Origin of the sequence: Nonomuraea sp. NPDC001636, assembly GCF_040298265.1 — a bacterium.
In the GTDB taxonomy this organism is placed as follows: domain Bacteria; phylum Actinomycetota; class Actinomycetes; order Streptosporangiales; family Streptosporangiaceae; genus Nonomuraea.
In genome coordinates, this window is record NZ_JBEOZT010000001.1 from 409,470 (window position 1) to 425,027 (window position 15,558).

General features: G+C 72.1%; 15 protein-coding genes and 1 pseudogene. 5 read left to right on the plus strand and 11 right to left on the minus strand.

From position 1 onward, the window contains the following. Nucleotides 1-177 precede the first annotated feature (177 nt). Nucleotides 178-1,167 carry a LacI family DNA-binding transcriptional regulator gene (locus ABT158_RS01875; RefSeq protein ID WP_352349847.1) on the plus strand — a complete coding sequence of 330 codons (990 nt, stop codon included), beginning with the start codon at nt 178-180 and terminating at the stop codon, nt 1,165-1,167. A gap of 44 nt (nt 1,168-1,211) precedes the next feature. On the opposite strand, the gene ABT158_RS01880 is transcribed toward ABT158_RS01875, so the two are convergent. Continuing rightward, nucleotides 1,212-1,553 carry a LysR substrate-binding domain-containing protein gene (locus tag ABT158_RS01880; protein ID WP_352350479.1) on the minus strand — a complete coding sequence of 114 codons (342 nt, stop codon included), beginning with the start codon at nt 1,551-1,553 and terminating at the stop codon, nt 1,212-1,214. A 72-nt stretch (nt 1,554-1,625) separates the two neighbouring features. Beyond that, a pseudogene (locus tag ABT158_RS01885) lies at nt 1,626-1,757 on the minus strand (LysR family transcriptional regulator); the annotation flags it as partial. A 20-nt stretch (nt 1,758-1,777) separates the two neighbouring features. Here ABT158_RS01885 and ABT158_RS01890 point away from each other — a divergent pair. Beyond that, a complete protein-coding gene (locus tag ABT158_RS01890; protein WP_352350481.1) occupies nt 1,778-2,188 on the plus strand; it encodes an SDR family oxidoreductase in 411 nt (136 codons plus the stop codon). 48 nt (nt 2,189-2,236) lie between these two features. Here the strand turns inward: ABT158_RS01890 and ABT158_RS01895 are convergent, their stop codons facing one another. Genes ABT158_RS01895 through ABT158_RS01920 form a run of 6 tightly spaced genes read right to left on the minus strand, consistent with a single transcriptional unit; the run spans nt 2,237 to nt 8,557 of the window. Then, nucleotides 2,237-3,127 (minus strand): aminoglycoside phosphotransferase family protein, encoded by an 891-nt coding sequence (locus tag ABT158_RS01895; protein ID WP_352349849.1) that lies wholly within the window; start codon nt 3,125-3,127, stop codon nt 2,237-2,239. Beyond that, on the minus strand, nt 3,114-4,109 hold the full coding sequence (locus tag ABT158_RS01900; protein WP_352320101.1) for a LacI family DNA-binding transcriptional regulator: 996 nt from the start codon (nt 4,107-4,109) through the stop codon (nt 3,114-3,116). The genes ABT158_RS01895 and ABT158_RS01900 overlap by 14 nt, the downstream gene beginning before the upstream one ends. A 32-nt stretch (nt 4,110-4,141) precedes the next feature. After that, a complete protein-coding gene (locus tag ABT158_RS01905; protein ID WP_352349851.1) occupies nt 4,142-5,512 on the minus strand; it encodes a GH1 family beta-glucosidase in 1,371 nt (456 codons plus the stop codon). After that, nucleotides 5,509-6,312 carry a carbohydrate ABC transporter permease gene (locus ABT158_RS01910; RefSeq protein WP_352349853.1) on the minus strand — a complete coding sequence of 268 codons (804 nt, stop codon included), beginning with the start codon at nt 6,310-6,312 and terminating at the stop codon, nt 5,509-5,511. The genes ABT158_RS01905 and ABT158_RS01910 overlap by 4 nt, the downstream gene beginning before the upstream one ends. Further along, nucleotides 6,309-7,268 (minus strand): carbohydrate ABC transporter permease, encoded by a 960-nt coding sequence (locus ABT158_RS01915; RefSeq protein WP_352349855.1) that lies wholly within the window; start codon nt 7,266-7,268, stop codon nt 6,309-6,311. Before ABT158_RS01915 ends, ABT158_RS01910 begins: the two co-directional genes overlap by 4 nt. Beyond that, complete coding sequence (locus ABT158_RS01920; protein WP_352349857.1) at nt 7,265-8,557, minus strand: ABC transporter substrate-binding protein; 1,293 nt, start codon at nt 8,555-8,557, stop codon at nt 7,265-7,267. The genes ABT158_RS01915 and ABT158_RS01920 overlap by 4 nt, the downstream gene beginning before the upstream one ends. A gap of 190 nt (nt 8,558-8,747) precedes the next feature. On the opposite strand from ABT158_RS01920, the gene ABT158_RS01925 reads away from it, so the two are divergent. Beyond that, complete coding sequence (locus ABT158_RS01925; protein ID WP_352349859.1) at nt 8,748-9,722, plus strand: alpha/beta hydrolase-fold protein; 975 nt, start codon at nt 8,748-8,750, stop codon at nt 9,720-9,722. Here the strand turns inward: ABT158_RS01925 and ABT158_RS01930 are convergent. Both ABT158_RS01930 and ABT158_RS01935 read right to left on the minus strand, forming a co-directional pair. After that, a complete protein-coding gene (locus ABT158_RS01930; RefSeq protein WP_352349861.1) occupies nt 9,706-10,602 on the minus strand; it encodes a serine/threonine-protein kinase in 897 nt (298 codons plus the stop codon). The two genes, ABT158_RS01925 and ABT158_RS01930, sit on opposite strands and share 17 nt — an antisense overlap. A gap of 38 nt (nt 10,603-10,640) precedes the next feature. Next, complete coding sequence (locus tag ABT158_RS01935) at nt 10,641-12,482, minus strand: HsdM family class I SAM-dependent methyltransferase (protein ID WP_352349863.1); 1,842 nt, start codon at nt 12,480-12,482, stop codon at nt 10,641-10,643. Between the two features lie 75 nt (nt 12,483-12,557). On the opposite strand from ABT158_RS01935, the gene ABT158_RS01940 reads away from it, so the two are divergent. After that, on the plus strand, nt 12,558-13,328 hold the full coding sequence (locus ABT158_RS01940; RefSeq protein WP_352349865.1) for a PP2C family protein-serine/threonine phosphatase: 771 nt from the start codon (nt 12,558-12,560) through the stop codon (nt 13,326-13,328). Between the two features lie 115 nt (nt 13,329-13,443). Further along, on the plus strand, nt 13,444-14,469 hold the full coding sequence (locus tag ABT158_RS01945) for a CHAP domain-containing protein (RefSeq protein WP_352349867.1): 1,026 nt from the start codon (nt 13,444-13,446) through the stop codon (nt 14,467-14,469). An 11-nt stretch (nt 14,470-14,480) separates the two neighbouring features. Here the strand turns inward: ABT158_RS01945 and ABT158_RS01950 are convergent, their stop codons facing one another. Further along, nucleotides 14,481-15,533 (minus strand): glucose 1-dehydrogenase, encoded by a 1,053-nt coding sequence (locus ABT158_RS01950; protein ID WP_352349869.1) that lies wholly within the window; start codon nt 15,531-15,533, stop codon nt 14,481-14,483. Nucleotides 15,534-15,558: the final 25 nt, after the last annotated feature.

The window sequence follows — 15,558 nt, forward strand, 5'->3', positions numbered from 1 at the left end:
ACCACTTGACGTGATTGCGCAAACATTTGACTGGTAATTGTCGTGCGGCACTCCGCATTTCCTCCGTCCGATGCGCCGAAATTGCCGGGAAGGCCGTCCTGGGCGGGCGCGGGAAGGGGCGGCGGAGGCTACGTAAGTGATCGCAAACGCTTGCGCGGAAGGCCGTATAGTTTGCGCATGACGCGACGACTCGCAGAGGTGGCGAAGAAGGTCGGGGTGAGCGAGGCGACGGTCAGCCGCGTGCTCAACGGCAAGCCGGGGGTCTCCGACGCCACCCGCGAGGCCGTGCTGACCGCGCTCGACGTGCTCGGCTACGAACGTCCCACCCAGTTGCGCGGCGACCGGGCCCGCCTGGTCGGCCTGGTGCTCCCGGAACTGCAGAACCCGATCTTCCCCGCCTTCGCCGAGGTCGTCGGCGGCGCGCTGGCCCAGCAGGGCTTCACCTCGGTGCTCTGCACCCGCACGGTCGGCGGCGTCTCCGAGGCCGACTACGTCGATCTGCTGCTCCAGCAGCAGGTCAGCGGGGTGGTCTTCGCCGGCGGCCTCTACGCCCAGGCCGACGCCTCGCACGACCACTATGAGCTGCTGCACGAGCGCAGGCTGCCGACCGTCCTGGTCAACGCGGCCGTCGAGCGGCTGGACTTCCCGCAGGTCTCCTGCGACGACGTGGTGGCCGCCGAGATGGCCCTGTCCCACCTGCGCGCGCTCGGCCACGAACGCGTCGGCATGGTGCTCGGCCCGAAGGACCACATGCCCTCCCGGCGCAAGCTGGAGACGTTCCAGGCCCGGGGCGGCGACCCGGCGCTCGTCGAGCACACGATGTTCTCCCTGGAAGGCGGGCACGCGGCCGCGTCCCGGCTGGTCAAGCAGGGCGTGACCGGCGTGATCTGCGCCAGCGACCTGCTCGCGCTCGGCACGGTCAGGGCGGCCAGGCGGGCCGGCCTCGACGTGCCGGGGGACGTCTCGGTCATCGGCTTCGACGACTCGGCGCTGATGAACTGCACCGAGCCGCCGCTGACCACGGTCCGCCAGCCGATCGACGCGATGGGCCGGGCCGCCGTCGACCTGCTGGTGGCCCAGATCGACAAGGCCGTGGTGCCCGCCGACGAGCTGCTGTTCGAGCCGGAGCTGGTGGTCAGGGCCTCGACGGCGCGAGCTCGCACCTGACCGGAGCCGCCGTGCGATGGCCAGCCTGCTCGGCGGCAGCCCGGTCACCGGCCGCGCCACCACGTCGGCTCGTCGGCCAGCTCGGCCAGCTCGGCCAGCCCGACCTCCGCCCGCCCGGCCAGCCGGTGCCCGGCGGGCAGCGCCACCCACCGCTCCTCGGTGCTCACCACCGTCCAGTCGTAGACGCCGTCGCCGGGGACGGGCAGCCAGGCGACCGCGACGTCCACCTGCCCGTCGCCCAGCCCCACGGTCGGGTCGGCCCAGGTGATCTGGCGGAAGCGCAGCTCCCACCCCGGCAGCGCCTCCACGATGGACGGCACCAGCCCCCGCCCGATCCGCGTCTGGAACCCCACGGTCAGCGTGCGCTCCTCGCGCGCCGAGGCCACCGCGCGCCGCGCGTCCTCCCACTGCTCGATGATCCGCCGGGCCAGCGGCAGCAGCGCGGCCCCGGCGTCGGTCAGCGCGACGGTCCGCCGGTCGCGGTCGAACAGCCTGGCCCGCATGGACAGCTCAAGCTGCCTGATCTGCCTGCTCAGCGAGGGCTGGGAGATGAACAGCCGGTCGGTGGCCGCCCGCGTGAAGCTCAACTCCTCCGCGACCGCACTTCGTCATCGAACGGGCGCTGCCGCTGCTGAACGACGGCGGCCGGATCATCAACGTGTCCTCGGCGGTCGTGCGCATCGCGCTGCCCGACGTCGTGTACTCGATGACCAAGGGCGCGCTGGACACGCTCGGCTTCACCCTGGCCCCGCTGCTCGGCCCGCGCGGCATCACCGTGAACACCGTCTCCCCGGGCGTCACCGAGACCGACATGAACGCCTGGCTGCGCGAGGACCACGACGGCGTCGCCGAGCGGCGCGTCACCGAGGTCACCGCGCTCGGCCGCATCGGGCGTCCTGAGGACATCGCCGACGCCGTGGCGCTGCTGGCCCGGCCGGAGGCCCGGTGGATCACCGGCCACGTGCTCGACGCCACCGGCGGCTACTTCCTCGGCCCGGCGCAGGGCGTCGTGCCGGTCTGAGAACGGGTCTGAGAACGGGTCTGAGAACGGGTCTGAGAACGGGTCCGGTCAGCGGGCGGCGGTGTCGCGCAGCCATTCGTCGAGGACGGCGCGGGCGGCGGCCCGTTCCTCGGGGAAGCGCCGCGCCCTGACCAGCGTCCACAGGACGGCCTGCAACGCCCGCGCCTCCGCGAACACCGCCAGGGCCGGGTCGCCGGGGTCGGCGCCGTAGGCGCGCACGGCCGCGCGGCCGTCGAGCCGCACGGTCCCGAGCAGGCAGGCCAGGTCCCAGCCCACGGGCCCGTACGTGGTCTCCTCGAAGTCGTTCCACAGCAAACCGCCGGGCGTGACCAGCAGGTTGCCCGGATGGGCGTCGCCGTGCACGGCCTGCCCGCCGTCCGGCAGCCGGGCCGCCAGCCCGGCGCGGGCCTCGGCGAGCCGGGCCGACACCGCCGGCTCCAGGTCGGCGGCGAGCACCCGGAGCAGGTGACCGGGCTCGTCGAGGACCGGCCCGAGGCGCGGCAGCGCGCCGGGATAGCCGCGCAGCGCCTCGTGCAGCTCGCGCAGCGCCCGCCCGAACACCTCGGGCGTCACCGGCCGCGAACCGTCGTGCTCGACGTGCCGCCAGAACGACACCAGCGCCCCGCCGCGCTCGTGCACCCGCGCGGGCAGCAGGTCGCTCGGCGGCACGACCGGAGCGCCTTGCTCGTGCAGGAACGACACGACCGCCAGCTCGCGCCGCATCGCCTCCTCGGGCCGGAGCCGGGCCAGCGCGGTGACCGTGGGCACCCGCGCCACGACCGGCGCCGGCCGCAGGTGGATCCGCAGGTTGTAGGAGTCCTTCAGCACGACGGGCTCGCGCACCGTGACGCCGTGCGCCTCGGCCACCGCGACGGCGGCGGCCACGGCCTCTGCTGCGGAGACCACCCGCGCGGCGCCGGCGGGCTCAGGCCGACTCACGGACCACCAGCTCGGTCGGCAGGATCACCGGCTCCCGCGAGCCGCCCTCGAACAGGCCGAGCAGCAGCCGGACCATGGCCGCGGCCTGCTCGGCGATCGGATGGCGCAGCGTGGTCAGCGGCGGCTCGGTGTACTTGGCCGCCTCGATGTCGTCGAACCCCACCACCGCGACGTCGTCGGGCACCCGCCGCCCGGCCTGGCGCAGCGCCTGCAGCGCGCCGACCGCCATCAGGTCGTTGCCCACGAACACGGCGTCGAGCGCGGGGTCGTCGCCGAGGAGCTGGCGCATGGCGATCGCGCCCGACTCGCGGGTGAAGTCGCCCACGGCCACGATCGAGCGGCGGTCGGAGTCGCGCAGCACGTTGCGGTAGCCGGTCAGGCGGTCCTGGCCGGCGATCATGTCCTGCGGGCCGGCGATGGTGGCGATCCGGCGCCGCCCGGACTCGACCAGGTGCCGGACGCCCGCCTCGGCCCCGCCCACGTTGTCGTTGTCGACGAACGGGATGTCGACCGGCACGGCCGGCCGCCCGTAGGAGACCACGGGCACGCGCAGGCGCGACAGCGCGGCCGGCAGCGGATCGGCGCCGTGCATGGAGATCAGCATGACGCCGTCGACGTGACCGCCCGAGATGTACCGCTCCACCCGAGCGTGGCTCTTGGGCGAGGACGCCAGCATCAGCACGACCTGCTTGTTGACCGCCTCCAGCTCGTAGCTGGCCGACCTGATCGCCGTGGAGAACATCGGGTCCTCGGAGAAGACCCGGGTGCCCGGCTCGCTGACGACCAGCGCGATCGAGTCGGTGCGCTGGGTGACCAGGCTGCGCGCCGCCGAGTTGGGGATGTAGCCCAGCTCGTCGATGGCGCGCTGGACGGCGTCGCGGATGTGCGGCGCGACGGTCGTCTGGTTGTTGACGACCCTGGAGGCGGTCGCGCGGGAGACGCCCGCGCGGGCGGCGACCGCCTCCAGCGTCGGGCGTCTCATGACTGCACCAAGAGGGAGAGCACGGAAAAAATCTACAGGCCGTTCCTGCTGATCACGTCGCGGTACCACAGGGCGCTGTCCTTGGGCACCCGGGTCTGCGTCGCGTAGTCCACGTGCACGATGCCGAACCTGCGCCGGTAGCCCTCGGCCCACTCGAAGTTGTCCAGCAACGACCACACCAGGTAACCGCGCAGGTCGGCGCCCGCCTCGACGGCCCGGTGCAGCTCGCGCAGATGCCCGTCCAGGTACGCCACGCGCTCGTCGTCGTGCACCCGGCCGTCCTCGACCAGGTCGTCGAAGGCCGCGCCGTTCTCGGTGACCATGAGCCCGACCTGCGGATAGTCCGTCGAGAGCCGGACGAGCAGCCGGGACAGGCCGTCGGGCACGATCGGCCAGCCCATCGCGGTGACCGGGGCGTCCGCCGTGGTGAAGCGCACGCCGTCGGAGCCGGGCCAGGCGGCGTCGGCGGGCAGCCCAGGGCCCGCCTCGACCACGCACGGGTTGTAGTAGTTGACGCCGACCAGGTCGATCGGCGCGTTGATCAGCTCCAGGTCGCCGTCGTGGACGTGCGCGGTCCCGCCGTTGCGCGCCGCCGCCGCCAGGACCTCCTCCGGGTACCTGCCGTGCACCGCCGGGTCGAGGAACTGCCTGGTCAGCAGGGCGTGGACGCGTTCGGCGGCGGCCGCGTCCGCCTCGCCGGCGACCGCCGTGGGGTCGTTGACCTGGGCCGGGGTGAGCACCGGCGCGGAGTTGACCACGAGCATGATGCTGCGCGCCCCCGCCGCCCGCAGCCGGCTCGCCGCCAGGCCGTGGCCGAGCATCAGGTGGTGGGCCGCGCGCATGGCCTGTCCCGGGTCGCGGCGGCCGGGCGCGTGCACGCCGTTGCCGTAGCCGAGGAAGGCCGACACCCAGGGCTCGTTGAGCGTCGTCCAGTGGGTCACCCGGTCGCCGAGCCGGTCGTGCACGGCCTGGGCGTAGTCGGCGAATCGGTAGGCCGTGTCGCGGTTCGTCCAGCCGCCGTGGTCTTCGAGGGCTTGGGGAAGGTCCCAGTGATAAAGCGTGACATAGGGCGAAATTTCGGCGGCTAGTAGTTCATCTACGAGCTTGTCGTAGAAGGCGAGGCCGCGCGGGTTGATCGGCCCCGCCCCCTCCGGCTGCACGCGCGGCCACGCCACCGAGAACCGGTAAGCCCGCAGCCGCAGCTCGCGCATCAGCGCGACGTCGTCCTTGTAGCGGTGGTAGTGGTCGCAGGCCACGTCACCGGTGTCGCCGTCGGCGACCTTCCCGGGGGTGTGGGAGAAGGTGTCCCAGATCGAGCGGCCGCGCCCGTCCTCCTTGACCGCCCCCTCGATCTGGTACGAGGCCGTGGCGGCTCCCCAGACGAATTCCTCGGGAAACTTCATCCCTTAACAGCTCCTTGCATGATTCCACCGATGATTTGCCTGCCGAACAAGGCGAAGACCGCCACGAGCGGCAGGACGCCGACCGCCGTGCCCGCCAGGCCCAGCACGTAGTCGTTGACGTAACCGCTGGCCAGCGTGGACAGCGCCACCTGGACGGTCGGGTTGTCCGGGTTCAGCACGACCAGCGGCCAGAAGTAGTCGTTCCACGCCGACATGAACGTCAGCATGCCGAGCACGGCCGCCGCCGGCCGCGCGGCGGGCAGCACGACGTGCCAGAACAGGCCCCACGTCGTGCACCCGTCCACCCGCCCGGCCTCCAGCAGCTCGTCCGGCAGCGCCCGGGTCAGGTACTGGGTCATGAAGAACACCCCGAACGCGTTGACCAGCGCCGGCACGATCAGCGCGTAGTCCGTGCCGGTCCACTCCAGTTTCACCATGAGCAGGTAGAGCGGGATGATGCCGAGCTGGGCCGGGACCATCATGGTGGCCACCGTGATCACCAGCATGGCGTTCCTGCCCCGGAACCTCAGCTTGGCGAAGGCGAACCCGGCCAGCGTCGAGAAGAACATCACCGCGACCGCGATCGAGCCCGCCACGATGACCGAGTTCAGCAGCGCCAGCCCGAAGGGCACGGTGTCGAACACGCGGGCGACGTTGGCGAGGAAGTTCCCGCCGGGCAGCAGCGGCGGCGGGACCTCGGCCAGCGCCGAGTTGTGCCGCGAGGCCACCACGACGCTGTAGTAGAGCGGGAAGGCGGAGAAGAAGGCGACCGCGATGAGGGTCAGGTAGCGCAGTCTCATGTCGTGCCGCCCTTCACCCGGCGGCTGATCAGGAAGTTGATCCCGGCGGCGACCACCACGACCAGGAACATCAGCCAGGACGCCGCCGAGGCGTACCCGAAGTCGAACTTGGTGAAGCCCTGCTCGTAGACGAACAGCGCGAGCGTCTGGTACTGGCGGTCCGGGCCGCCGCTGGCCGCGCCGCCGCCCGCGCCGCTGCTCTGGCCGAACAGCAGGGGCTCGGCGATGATCTGCATCGCGCCGATCGTGGAGACGATGACGACGAAGATGATCGTGGGCCGGATCATCGGGATGGTGATCCGGCGCAGCTGGGTGAAGCTGCTCGCGCCGTCGAGGGTGGCGGCCTCGTACAGCTCGCGCGGTACGGCCTGCATGGCGGCCAGGAAGATGAGCGCGTTGTAGCCGGTCCAGCGCCACATGATCATCACGGAGAGCGCGATGTGCGAGGTCGCGGTGCCGGCCGCCCAGTCGATCTTCCCGATGCCGACCCACGACAGCACCCAGTTGATCAGCCCGAAGTCGCGGCCGAAGAGCTGGCTGAAGATCACCACCACGGCCACCACGCTGGTGACGTTGGGCAGCAGCATCGAGATGCGCAGCAGCGTCTGGAAGCGCAGCCGCCGGTTCAGCAGGTGGGCCAGCCAGACGGCCAGCAGCAGCTGCGGCACGGTGGACAGCACGCCGATGGACAGCGTGTTGAAGGTGGCGTTCCAGAAGTAGCCGTCGGCCAGCAGCGTCTGGAAGTTCTTCGCGCCGACGAACGTGTGCTCCTCCGACAGCAGGGTCCAGTCGTGCAGGCTGACCCAGGCCGTGTAGATCAGCGGGAACAGCCCGAAGGCGCAGAAGAGCAGGAAGAAGGGGGCGACGTAGGCGTACGGCGACACCCTCACGTCGAGGGTGTGCCGCACGCTGCGCCGCCGGTGCCGGGCCGGCGCCGACAGCGGGAGCGTACTCATTTGATCTTCTGGACGTCCTGGAGGACCTGTGCCCACGCCTCGTCGGGCGTCTGCTTGCCCTGCTCGACCCGGCCGAGCCCGTTGCCGATCGCCACCCGGACGTCAGCCTCCTTGGGGCCGAGGTGCTGCGGCTTGAGCGCCTTGGCGGCGTCGGAGTAGATCTTGCCGATGGGGGCGTCGCCGAAGAACGGCTTGGTGAAGTTCTGGATCGAGGGGTCGTCGTACAGCGACGGGATCGACGGGAACGTGCCCTCCTCCTTAAACACCTTGGCCTGGTTCTCCTTGGAGGTCAGGAAGTCGATCAGCTCGGCCGCCTCCTTCGGGTGCTTGCTCTGCTTGGGCACCATCAGGTGCGAGCCGCCGCTGTTGCCCGAACCGCCCGGCACGGTCGCGATGTCCCACTTGCCGGAGGCGTCCTTGGCCTGCTCCTGGATGAACCCGGTCATCCAGGCCGGGCAGATGATCGTGGCGAACGAGCCCTTGGCGAAGCCGGTGTTCCACGGCGGGGTGAAGGCGGCCAGCTTGGCGGTCAGGCCCTCCTGGGTGAGCTGGTTGGACAGGTCCCACGCCTTCTTCACGTCGGGGTTGCCGGCCACGATGATCTTGTCCTGGGCGTCGTACAGGCCGACCGGGGCCTGGTTGACCATGGCGCGGAAGATCTCGCCGGGGGAGTCGACGAACTTGGCGCCGGCGACGTCCGCGGCGCCGAACTTCTTGCCGGTCTCGATGTACTGCTCCCAGGTCGGCCAGAGAGCGCTCACCGCGGCCCGGTCGCTCGGCAGCCCGGCCTTCTTGAACAGGTCCTTGCGGTAGCACATGGCCAGGCCGCCGACGTCGGTGCCGAGGCCGAGGAGCTGCTGGCCGTCCTTGCTGAGGCCCTGCTGCCACTTCCAGTCGAGGTAGTCGCCCTGGCGCTTGTCCAGCCCGTACTGCTTGAGGTCGACGAACTTGCCGGGCTGGGAGGTGAACGTGCTGATGTAGCCCACCTCGACGGCCTCGACGTCACCCGCGCCGGCGTTCGTGGCCAGGCGCTTGACCAGGTTGTTGTGGTGGTCGTTGAACTGGGTGACGGCCTCGGTGATCTCGATGTTCGGGTGGGTCTTCTTGTACTCCTCGTAGAGCGGCTTGAAGCCGAAGTCGCCGAAGAGGCCGATGGACAGCTTGATCTTCTCGCCGGGCTTGGCGCTCGCCTCGGTGGTGGGGCTGCCGCCGCCACCGCAGGCCGTCGCCAGCGCGAGCAGGGACGCGGTGAGCACGGGCAGGGCGAGCCGCCGGACACGAGGGGTCATGGAAACCCTCCTGGGGGAGAACGGGGGATGTGAGAGAGCGCTCTCTCGCCAGATTCGCGGCCGTCACGCTGCCCTGTCAACGGGGTCTGCATAACGATCGGCGTTACCAAGAGAGCGCGTTCAGAGCCGGTTCCGGGCGGGTGGGGTAGGGTGCTGCAACGTCTCCGACCGGACTGAGGAGCGGCCCGCCTTGACGAGCGACCTTCCGCCCGAGACCCTGCCGGGTCCGCGCCCCGGCGCGACCGTCACGCCCGTCGTCACCCGGCTCGACGACGAGCACGACGAGGTCACGTTCCTGTGGCGCGGCCCCGCCCGCGAGGTGCGCGTCCTGGCCGGCAGGCTGCGTCCCGACGGCGCCGACGCCCTGCTGGAGCGCGGGCCGGGCCTGTGGAGCCGCGCCTTCCGCGTGCGGCGCGGCTGGCGCGCCTCCTACCGCCTCCAGGTGGACGGCGCGCAGGTCGCCGACCCGCTCAACCCCCGCCTGTGGCGGGGCTTCTCGATCGCCGAGACGACCCCGTCCTCACCGTGGCTGGTCCCCGGCCGGCGCCGCCACCGGCTCGTCCGCGAGCCCGCCGGGTTCCGGTACGAGCCCGCGCTCCCGCCGGTCGGCTCGCTGGTCGCGCTCGACGGCGAGGAGTGGACCGACGACCTGCCCGTCATCCTCGACAACCTCATCGCGGCCGGTCGCATCCCGCCGGTCCGGGCCTGGCTGGTCGAGTCGGGCCCCGACCGCACGGCCCGGCTCACCTGCGGCCCCGGCTTCGTGGACGCCCTGCCCCACGACGGCTTCACCGTGATCGCCGGCCAGAGCCTCGGCGGGCTCACCGCCGTCTACGCCGCCCACCGGCATCCCGGCAGGTTCGCCGCGGCGGTGTCGCAGTCGGGCTCGTTCTGGTGGCCGGACGGCCCCGAGCCCGAATGGCTGACGGGCGAGCTGGCCAGGGGCCCGGTGAGAGGCCCGATGCCGCGCGTGCACCTCCAGCTCGGCAGCCTGGAGGACGACGACATGCACGGCCCGACCGAGCGGCTGCGGGCCGTCCTCGGCGCGGCGGCGGACTACCGGGAGTTCGAGGGCGGCCACGACCGCTACTGCTGGCGCGACCGCCTGGGGGACGCCCTGATCGCCGCCTTCGCCGGGCTCCGGGGCGCTACGACCGGCGGCTGAGCACGCGGCCCACCATGCGGGCGTACATGCGGCCGGGGCTCGGCGCCTCGGTCAGGAAGCCGGGGAGCATCGGCAGCTCGACGGCGAAGGGGGCCAGGCGTTCGTACAGCTCGTCGGCGTCGGCCGGACGGTTCTCCGGCTGCTTCTCCAGCAGCTCGGCCAGGAGCGCGCCCAGCTCGTCGGGAAGCCCGGGGATGGCCGGCGGACGTTCCTTGACCTGCTGCTCGAACACCACGTAGTCGGTCGGCCCGGTGAAGAGCTGCCGCCCGGTCAGCATCTCGTGCAGGACGCAGCCGAGGGAGTACAGGTCGCTGCGCGGCTCGGCCACGCCGTGCTGGATCTGCTCGGGGGCCATGTACGCCGGCGTGCCGAGGATCTGGCCGATGCGGGTGAACGTGGTGACGTCGGCGTCCCGCAGCAGCGCGAGCCCGAAGTCGAGCACCTTGACGCTGCCGTCGGGGCAGAGCATGAGGTTGGTCGGCTTGAGGTCGCGGTGGCAGATCGCCAGGGCGTGGGCCGCCGACAACACCGCGCACGCCTGGGCCGCGATGGCCGCCGCCCAGGGCACCGGCAGCGGGCCGTGCTCGCTGACCACGTCGGCCACGGTGACGCCCTCGATGAACTGCATCACCTGGTAGAGCCGCTGCTCGTGGGTGCCGAAGTCGTAGAGGACGGGCGCGCCCGGATGCTCCAGCCTGGCCAGGATGCGCGCCTCGCGGATGAAGCGGCGTTCCAGCTCGTGGTCGGGGCCGCTGGGCAGCCTGAGCAGCTTCACCGCCACCCTGCGGTCGAGGTGGCGGTCGTGCCCCGCGTAGACCGCGCCCATCCCGCCCTGCCCGAGGGGGAGGTCGTCGAGCTCATAGCGGTCGCCGATGACCATTCGCCCCTCCACGCAGCCTTTCGGGAAAAACTACACCGTCAGGACTGCGGGTGCAGATGGCCGTCGGCCAGCCCGTCGAGGCCGAGCCTGATCAGCGCGCGGCCGAGGGTCGAGGTCTCGCGCAGCGCGTCCTCCAGCACGGCCAGTTGCCTGAACGCCTCCCCGTACGCCTTCTGCTCCTTCAGCGACAACCGCGGCACGCGGGTGCGGCGCACGTCGAACCTGCTGGACCCGGTGGTCACCCGGCCGCCCGCGGCCCGCAGGAAGCCGGCCAGGAAGTCGGGGTCGAGCCGGCGGGCGTCGACCCGGTACAGGGTCAGGTGGGGGCCGAGCACCGCGCCGCCCTCGGCGATCACCCGCACCCCGGAGTAGGAGGCCACCACGTCGCCCGGACGGATCACGATCAGGCCGGGCTGCATGGTGGTCAGGCCGGAGGGCGCGCCGCCGCTCAGCACGTCGTCGGCCGTGAGCACGGCCACGTCGCCCCCGTCGGCGGCCATCTTGGGCGGCGCCTGGGACGTGCTCACCAGCCCCTCCTTGATCAGGTCGCCCAGCGTCGTGGACGGCTGGTCGAGCGGCTGGTCGAGCACCTTCAGGTCGGGCGGGACGGCCGCGGCGGCCAGGAACCGGTCGCGGGCCTGCGCGAAGGCCCGGCCGACGTCGTCGCGGCGCTGGTGGCGGGCCGGGGTCATGTCGACCTCGTCGGCCAGCAGGTCGATGATGCGCACGGTCTGGTCGGAGCGGTCGTCGAGGTAGGCCAGCCAGGCGGGCTCGACCGGCGTCAGGTCGGCCGTCGCGTCGAGGATGAGCACCTCCGACGGCGGCCGCTCGCCCGCCCTCGGCCGGCGCAGCAGCCACAGGTCGGAGCCGGGCAGCGCCACCACCGCGCGCAGCGCCCCGGCGCGCAGCAGGTTGGCCCTGATCCGGCGGCCCGCCTTGCGGCTCGCGGCGGCCGGCGGCATGAGCACGGCGACCAGGCCGCCGGGCCGGACGTGGGTGAGGCAGTGCTGGACCCAGGCCAGCTCGGGCTCGCCGCGCGGCGGCAGGCCGTGCTCCCAGCGCGGGTCGCCGGTCAGCTCCTCGTAACCCCAGGCCCGCTCGTTGAACGGCGGATCGCACACCACGGCGTCGGCCTTGAGCTCGGGGAAGCCGTCGAGCCGCATGGAGTCGCCGGCCACGATGTCGGCCTCGATGCCGCGCAGCCGCAGGCGGGCGGCGGTGATGGCGGCCGAGGTCTCGCTGAGCTCCTGCCCGAGCACCCGGGCGGGCCGGCCGCGCCCCGGCGGCGGGTCGCCGCCGTCGGCGGGTGCGGGGTCGTCGGCCACGGCTTCGGACCGTTCCGCCGCGCCGGGCAGCGCTTCGGGGGGCGGCAGGAGCAGGGTGCCGACCCCGCAGGCCGGGTCGAGGACGGTGGCGCCCTCGGCGCGGACCAGCCGCAGCATCAGCTCGGCCACGTCGTGGCGGGTGACCGAGAGCTGACGGGAGTGGGCCTCCAGGTACCGCTCGCAGAGGAACTCGTAGGCCGTCAGCGCGCCGTGGCGCTCGGCCAGCTCCGACACGAGCCCGGCCAGCTCGGGCTCCAGCTCGCTCTCGCCGCTGGTCAGCAACGTTCCAGCCTGGGCGACCAGATGGCCCAGCCGCAGATCGCCGGCGGCTTTCAGGCGTTGCCACACCCGATCTCCCAGCGAGACCTGGTAGGACTTCCCATAGCGGCGCAGCCAGGACTCGACCTGCCGCAGCGAGAACAGCGGCTGGTTCGCGGTTCCGCCGATCGGCTGGGGGAAGTCGTCGTGGCGGCGGCGCCAGTTGCTCACCGCGGCACGCCCGACACCGGCGAGCCGGGCGATGTCCCCGGCGTTCACGGTCGGGTCGTGGCTCATGAGGCCACAGTAGTTCACAAGAGTCTTCAGCGCATCTGCTTGTGAAGTCTTTCAACCAATGATTTACTGCTGGGTATGAAGCACAACATCCGCTATGCCGCCGGATCAGACGTGGGCCGTCGCAGGGAGCAGAACGAGGATTCCGGCTATGCGAGTGGCCGGTTGCTCGTGGTTGCCGACGGCATGGGCGGGCACGCGGCGGGCGAGCTGGCGAGTTCGGCGGCGATCGCCGTCATGCGCGAGCTGGATGCCACGCTTCCCGAGACCGGCTCGGACCTGGAGGCGGCCCTGGAGGGCGCCGTGCACGAGGCGGCCCGCAGGCTGGTCGAACTGGCCGACATCGACCCCGCCCGCCGGGGGATGGGGACCACGGTGACCGCCATGCTGTGGGACGGCTACCGGTTCGCCCTTGCTCATCTGGGTGACTCCCGCGGATACCTGCTTCGTGATGGTGCGCTCTATCAGATGACCAAGGATCACACACTTGTGCAGTCGATGGTGGACGAAGGGCGGATAACGGAGGATCAAGCCGCCGTGCACCCCCGGCGGTCCATGGTGCTGCGCGTCCTGGGCAGCGAGGGCAGGGCCGAACCGGACATGGCGCTGCGCGAGGCCGAGCCTGACGATCGTTACCTCCTCTGCTCCGACGGGCTCACCACCGTGCTCGGGCCCGAGGTCCTGCACGAGGTGCTGACCACGGTGGCAGACCCGGCGGCGGCCGTCCAGCGGCTCATCGACCTGGCGAACGAGGGCGGCTCGCCCGACAACGTCACCGTGATCGTGGCCGACGTGGTGGCGCCGGGCGCGGGCGAGGTGAGCGTCTACCGCGTGGGCGCAGGAGCCTGACGAGGGACGCACCGCCCGTCACATGCGTCCCAATGCCGAAATTTGGGCCCATAAATAGACACTTTCTGAATGATTCGAGCAATTTCGCGATGGCGCTACTACAGTCCATCGTGATTTGTCGGTTTTTCGGGGAGGAGTCACCCTGGACCCGATCGCGGACGCGCTGCTGAAGCAGGTACGGCAGGAACTCGGTTACAAGGAGAAGAGCGGCCAGACCACCAAATTCGGCCAGTGGTACGCGGATCGCGTCCAGGACACCCAATACCGCAACGCGCCCTGGTGCGACATGTTCATCGCCTGGGCGGCCGACAAGACCGGCCTCGGCCCGTACGTCGGTCAGTTCGCCTGGACGCCGTCCCACGCCGCCTGGTTCATCAAGCAGAAGGCCTGGGCGCAGCGGCCCGAGCCCGGCGCGCTGGTCTTCTTCGACTGGGGCGGCGGGAAGAGCTACAAGGGCGTCGACCACGTCGGGATCGTGGAACGGGTCGAGGGCAAGAAGATCCACACCATCGAGGCCAACGTCGACCGCGTCTGGCTCAAGCGCAAGGTCAGGGACACCGACAAGGTCGTCGGCTACGGCCTTCCCCGGGTGGTCAAGGCCGCGGCCGACCAGGCGACCGAGATCCGCTCGACCGAGCGGCCGTTCGTGCCCGCGCCGCGCACGGACGCGGGCCGGTCCTCGCCGCTCGACGTCCTGGGCACGCCGCCCGCGTTGCTGGTCGCGATGGTGCTGGTGACCGTCGTGCTCTCCTTACGCGTGACCGGCCGCCGTCGTGGCGTCCACCGCCGTTTCGGCTGGCTGCGGTTCTGGAACGCGCCAGAGGGCCGCGGCGCCGGGCGGACGAGGCACGACGAGGAATGGGCGCCGCGCGTGACCGTGCTCACCCCAGCCGCGCCGCCGCGCGAGGCCGCCGGAATCCGCGTGGGCAGCGCCCCCGCCGCCCCCGCCGCCCCCGCCGCCCCCGCCGCCCCCGCTGCGCCCGCCGCCCCCGCCGCTCAGGCCGGGCCGTCGTCCTCCGCCGCGCTCCGGCAACGCGCCGTCCGGGCGGCGGCGCCCGAGGTGCCCGCCCCGCGCGACGGCAGGACGGGCGCGGGCCAGGTGCCCGCCAACCGCCGCAGGCCCTACACCCCGAAGAGCTGAGGCCGCGAGGATCAGGAGGTCAGGTCGAGGACCACCTTGACGTCGCCCGGCTCGTGGCTGAAGGCGTCCTTCGCCCGGCTGAGGGGGACGCGCCGGGTCACCAGGCGTTCGAGCCAGCTCCGGTCCGCCTGGGCCAGGGCGGTCGCGGCGTCCCGGAAGTGGCGGAGGTTGGCGTTGACCGTGCCGAAGATCGCGTCGTTCTCCAGGACGATGTCCCGGTTGATCTCGCTGACGTCCAGCCGGTGGGTGCGCCCGCCCGCGCCGAGCCCGGCCAGGCAGACGATCCCGGCCGCGGACGTGCAGGTCAGCGCCTCCATGACGAGCTGCCCCACGCCGGTGCCCTCGATGATGATGTCCGGTTTGTCGTCGGTGAAGGCGTCCAGGCCGGAGCCCACGTGGTACGTCGCCCCCAGGTCGGCCACCAGCGCGGGCTTGGCCCCGCCCGCCTCCCGGTCCAGGACGTGCACCTCCAGCCCGCGCTGCCGGCCCAGCAGCGCCGCCAGCAGCCCGATCGGCCCCGCGCCGGTCACCAGCACCGTGCGCGGCTCGAACCAGGCGCGCGAGCCGATGCGCTCGATGTGCTCCCACGCCTTGGCCACCACGGACGTCGGCTCGACGAGCATGCCCACGCTCTCCAGCGACGGGTCCAGGCGCACGGCGTACCCGGCCTCGACCGCCCACTGCTCGCTGGCGTAGCCGTCGATCTCCTTGATGCCGCGCTCGGTGTAGCGGCCGTTGCGGCACATGTCGAACTCGCCCCGCGCGCAGGCCCCGCACGGCTCGGGATCGGGCCGGCGCACCACGCCCACGACCAGGTCGCCGGGGGAGAAGGCGGACCCGTCGGGCACCTGGAGCACCCGGCCGAGCGACTCGTGGCCGATGACCATGCGGCTCCTGCCGGGCGGCGCCCAGCCGTACTCGGCCGCCGCCAGCTCCCTGTCGGTGCCGCAGACCCCCAGGGCCAGCCCCTGCACGAGCAGTTCCCCCGGTCCCGGCTCCGGCTCGGGCACCTCTTCCACCTCTAGCGTCCCCTGCCGGCCCGGCTCGAACGTCAACGCGCGCATCGGCGTCACCCCCTGGGGCAGTCCT

Excerpts from the sequence above, each read along its gene's own strand:
- ABT158_RS01875 (WP_352349847.1), top strand. The coding sequence starts at position 178 with ATGACGCGACGACTCGCAGAGGTGGCGAAGAAGGTCGGGGTGAGCGAG.
- ABT158_RS01900 (WP_352320101.1), bottom strand. The coding sequence starts at position 4,109 with ATGAGACGCCCGACGCTGGAGGCGGTCGCCGCCCGCGCGGGCGTCTCC.
- ABT158_RS01905 (WP_352349851.1), bottom strand. The coding sequence starts at position 5,512 with ATGAAGTTTCCCGAGGAATTCGTCTGGGGAGCCGCCACGGCCTCGTAC.
- ABT158_RS01910 (WP_352349853.1), bottom strand. The coding sequence starts at position 6,312 with ATGAGACTGCGCTACCTGACCCTCATCGCGGTCGCCTTCTTCTCCGCC.
- ABT158_RS01915 (WP_352349855.1), bottom strand. The coding sequence starts at position 7,268 with ATGAGTACGCTCCCGCTGTCGGCGCCGGCCCGGCACCGGCGGCGCAGC.
- ABT158_RS01920 (WP_352349857.1), bottom strand. The coding sequence starts at position 8,557 with ATGACCCCTCGTGTCCGGCGGCTCGCCCTGCCCGTGCTCACCGCGTCC.
- ABT158_RS01930 (WP_352349861.1), bottom strand. The coding sequence starts at position 10,602 with ATGGTCATCGGCGACCGCTATGAGCTCGACGACCTCCCCCTCGGGCAG.
- ABT158_RS01935 (WP_352349863.1), bottom strand. The coding sequence starts at position 12,482 with ATGAGCCACGACCCGACCGTGAACGCCGGGGACATCGCCCGGCTCGCC.
- ABT158_RS01940 (WP_352349865.1), top strand. The coding sequence starts at position 12,558 with ATGAAGCACAACATCCGCTATGCCGCCGGATCAGACGTGGGCCGTCGC.
- ABT158_RS01950 (WP_352349869.1), bottom strand. The coding sequence starts at position 15,533 with ATGCGCGCGTTGACGTTCGAGCCGGGCCGGCAGGGGACGCTAGAGGTG.